Origin of the sequence: Mycobacterium sp. E183, from assembly GCF_001667735.1 — a bacterium.
Classification (GTDB): Bacteria; Actinomycetota; Actinomycetes; order Mycobacteriales; family Mycobacteriaceae; genus Mycobacterium.
Window position 1 is genome coordinate 1 of record NZ_LZJN01000008.1, and the last position, 2,802, is coordinate 2,802.

Here is a 2,802-nt window from a genome sequence, read left to right on the forward strand (position 1 = left end):
GGTGCGGCCACTCGGCGGCGATCAGGTCGACCGTCTCCGCGACCTCGGCCCGGTGAAATTCCCGGAGGCGTCCGCGCACCCAAACCAGCGATCGCACCGGTTCGCGCAGCGGCAGCGGCGCGTAATCCGTCAACTCCAGCAGGGCCTGGGCCCCGGCGACGCCGTCGTTCGTTCCGGGCAGGGCCAGCGCGAAGGACCCGTCGGGCAGCAGGTGATGGACCGGCGTCACGACCGGATCCTGGCGCGCCGGCACGGTCTCGAGGGCCAGCAGCGCGCCGCCGGCGCGGACGCACGCGCTGCGGATTCGTTCGGCGGTCGTCGGGGCGGGGCAGGCGGTCAGCGGTAACACCATTCTCCTTAAATTAGGTAAGCCTAAGTTAACTTAGAACGCAGGGCGCCGCAAGGGCGGTTTGGCGGCCCGCGCCGCTAGGGTTGTGGCGTGGTCCGCATCGCTTATCTCGGTCCGGAAGGGACCTTCACCGAGGCGGCGCTGTTGCAGATCACGGCGGCCGGTCTGATTCCCGACCGCCCCGGCGAGGTCCGGCGACTGCCCATCGACAGCACCGCCGCGGCGCTGGACACCGTCCGCGACGGCGGGGCGGAGTACGCCTGCGTCCCGATCGAGAACTCGATCGACGGGTCCGTGACGCCCACCCTCGACAGCCTGGCCATCGGCTCGCCCCTGCAGGTGTTCGCCGAAACCACCCTGGACGTCGCCTTCACCATCGTCATCCAACCGGGACGCACCGCCGCCGATGTGCGCACCCTGGCGGCGTTCTCCGTGGCCGCCGCGCAGGTGCGGCACTGGGTCGCCGCCCACCTGCCCGAGGCCGAGTTGCGGCCCGCCTACTCCAACGCCGACGCGGCGCGGCAGGTGGCCGAAGGCCAGGCCGACGCCGGGGTGACCTCGCCGCTGGCCGCCGCCCACTGGGGGCTGGCCGCATTGGCCGAGGGCGTGGTCGACGAACCCAACGCCCGCACGCGCTTCCTTCTGGTGGGCCTGCCCGGGCCGCCGCCGGCCCGCACCGGTGCCGACCGCACCGCGGTGGTGCTGCGCATCGACAACGCGCCGGGTGCGCTGCTCGGCGCGCTGACCGAATTCGGGATCCGCGGCATCGACCTGACCCGAATCGAATCGCGGCCGACCCGGACCTCGCTGGGCACCTACATGTTCTTCGCCGACTGTGTGGGCCACATCGACGACGACGCCGTCGCCGAGGCACTCAAAGCGCTGCACCGTCGTTGTGCCGATGTGCGGTACCTGGGATCTTGGCCGACCGGCTCGCCCGCCGGGGTGCTGCCGCCGCCGGCCGACGAGGCGGCGCGCTGGCTGGCGCGGCTACGCGAAGGAAAACCCGAAACCGCGGCCGGGGGAATGGAGCTATGACCGGGCGGCTGGTGCTACTGCGACACGGCCAGTCCTACAGCAACGTCGAACGCAGGCTGGACACCCGGCCGCCCGGGGCGGAGCTGACGCCGCTGGGCCGCGACCAGGCCCGTGCCTTCGCGCGCGGTGCGGACCGGCCGGCGTTGCTGGCCCACTCGGTTGCGATCCGCGCGTCGCAGACCGCGGGGGTGATCGGCGGCGAACTCGAGATGGCGCCCATCGAGGTGCCCGGCGTGCACGAGGTCCAGGTGGGTGGCCTGGAAAACCGCAGCGACGACGATGCCGTCGCGGAATTCAACGCGATCTACGAGCGGTGGCATCACGGCGACCTCGACATCCCGCTGCCCGGCGGGGAAACCGGCAACGACGTGTTGGACCGCTACGTGCCGGTGCTCACCGAACTGCGCCTGCGCTACCTCGACGACCGCGACTGGGCCGGCGACATCGTCGTCGTCAGCCATGGCGCGGCGATCCGGCTGGCGGCGGCCGTGCTGGCCGGCGTGGACGCCGGCTTCGCGCTGGACCACCACCTCGACAACGCCGAATCGGTGGTCTTGGCACCCATCACCGACGGCCGGTGGAGCTGCGTGCGCTGGGGGACCCTGACGCCACCGTTCTACCCCGAGGCGGATGCGACCCCCGTCGCCGACGCGGTGCACTCGAGCACCGACCCGATGGGCTGAGGGCCGGTCAGACAGCCAGCGCGACGGCCTCGGAGCATCCGCAGCCGATGGCATCGCAGTCGACGACGAACGCGTGCGGCAACAGCTCGGGGCTGAAGCAATCCGGCTCCGTGCATTCGGAGCGGCGCAGTGAATGGCGAATGATGGTGCCGTGACAGTGATCCAAGCCTGCCCGGCAGTCGCGGCAGTCAGCACTCATAACCCGTTCATAGCACCGGCGGCGGACAAATCCGGGATGCCGCGCCCATAGAACGGGCTCACGTTCGTCAGGCCCAGCCCAATTCCTCCAGCCGCTCGTCGTCGATGCCGAAGTGGTGGGCGATCTCGTGGATCACCGTGATCGCGACCTCCTGGACGACGTCGTCGTCGGATTCGCAGACGTCCAGCAGCGCCTCGCGGTAAATCGTGATGGCGTCGGGCAGGGATCCGGCGTAGTCGGAGTCACGCTCGGTCAGCGCGACCCCTTCGTACAACCCGAGGAGTTCGCCGTCGTCGGGGTGGCGGTCCTCGACCAGCACGACGACGTTGTCCATTGCCGCCGCCAGCTCGGGCGGGATCAGGTCGAGCGCGTCGGCGACCATTTCCTCGAACCGTTGCGGATCCATCCGCACGGGCACTCGGCTAGCCCCCGGCGGGCGGCGCGGCGGGTGCCTCCGGCGGGGGGTTGGCCGGCGGTGGTGACGCCCCAGGCGCCCGAGACCAACTCGCCGGCCCCCCAGGCGCCACCACCCG

The 2,802-nt window shown here is 71.3% G+C and carries 3 protein-coding genes and 2 pseudogenes; 2 read left to right on the forward strand and 3 right to left on the reverse strand.

The window, feature by feature from the left end:
- Window positions 1-352 (reverse strand): annotated as a pseudogene (locus A5691_RS01345) (DUF2470 domain-containing protein); the annotation flags it as partial.
- Window positions 353-439: 87 nt separating this feature from the next.
- Between A5691_RS01345 and pheA the strand changes: the two are divergent.
- Window positions 440-1,387 (forward strand): prephenate dehydratase, encoded by a 948-nt coding sequence (gene pheA, locus A5691_RS01350; protein ID WP_067755357.1) that lies wholly within the window; start codon window positions 440-442, stop codon window positions 1,385-1,387.
- The gene (locus A5691_RS01355) at window positions 1,384-2,070 is read left to right on the forward strand and encodes a histidine phosphatase family protein (RefSeq protein WP_067755364.1); all 687 of its coding nucleotides are present in this window, start codon (window positions 1,384-1,386) and stop codon (window positions 2,068-2,070) included. Before pheA ends, A5691_RS01355 begins: the two co-directional genes overlap by 4 nt.
- A gap of 7 nt (window positions 2,071-2,077) precedes the next feature.
- Here the strand turns inward: A5691_RS01355 and A5691_RS01360 are convergent, their stop codons facing one another.
- Together A5691_RS01360 and A5691_RS01365 are read right to left on the reverse strand one after the other, a co-directional pair.
- Complete coding sequence (locus A5691_RS01360) at window positions 2,078-2,269, reverse strand: hypothetical protein (protein ID WP_067755368.1); 192 nt, start codon at window positions 2,267-2,269, stop codon at window positions 2,078-2,080.
- Window positions 2,266-2,687 (reverse strand): annotated as a pseudogene (locus A5691_RS01365) (metallopeptidase family protein). The gene A5691_RS01360 and the pseudogene A5691_RS01365 overlap by 4 nt, the downstream one beginning before the upstream one ends.
- Window positions 2,688-2,802 lie beyond the last annotated feature (115 nt).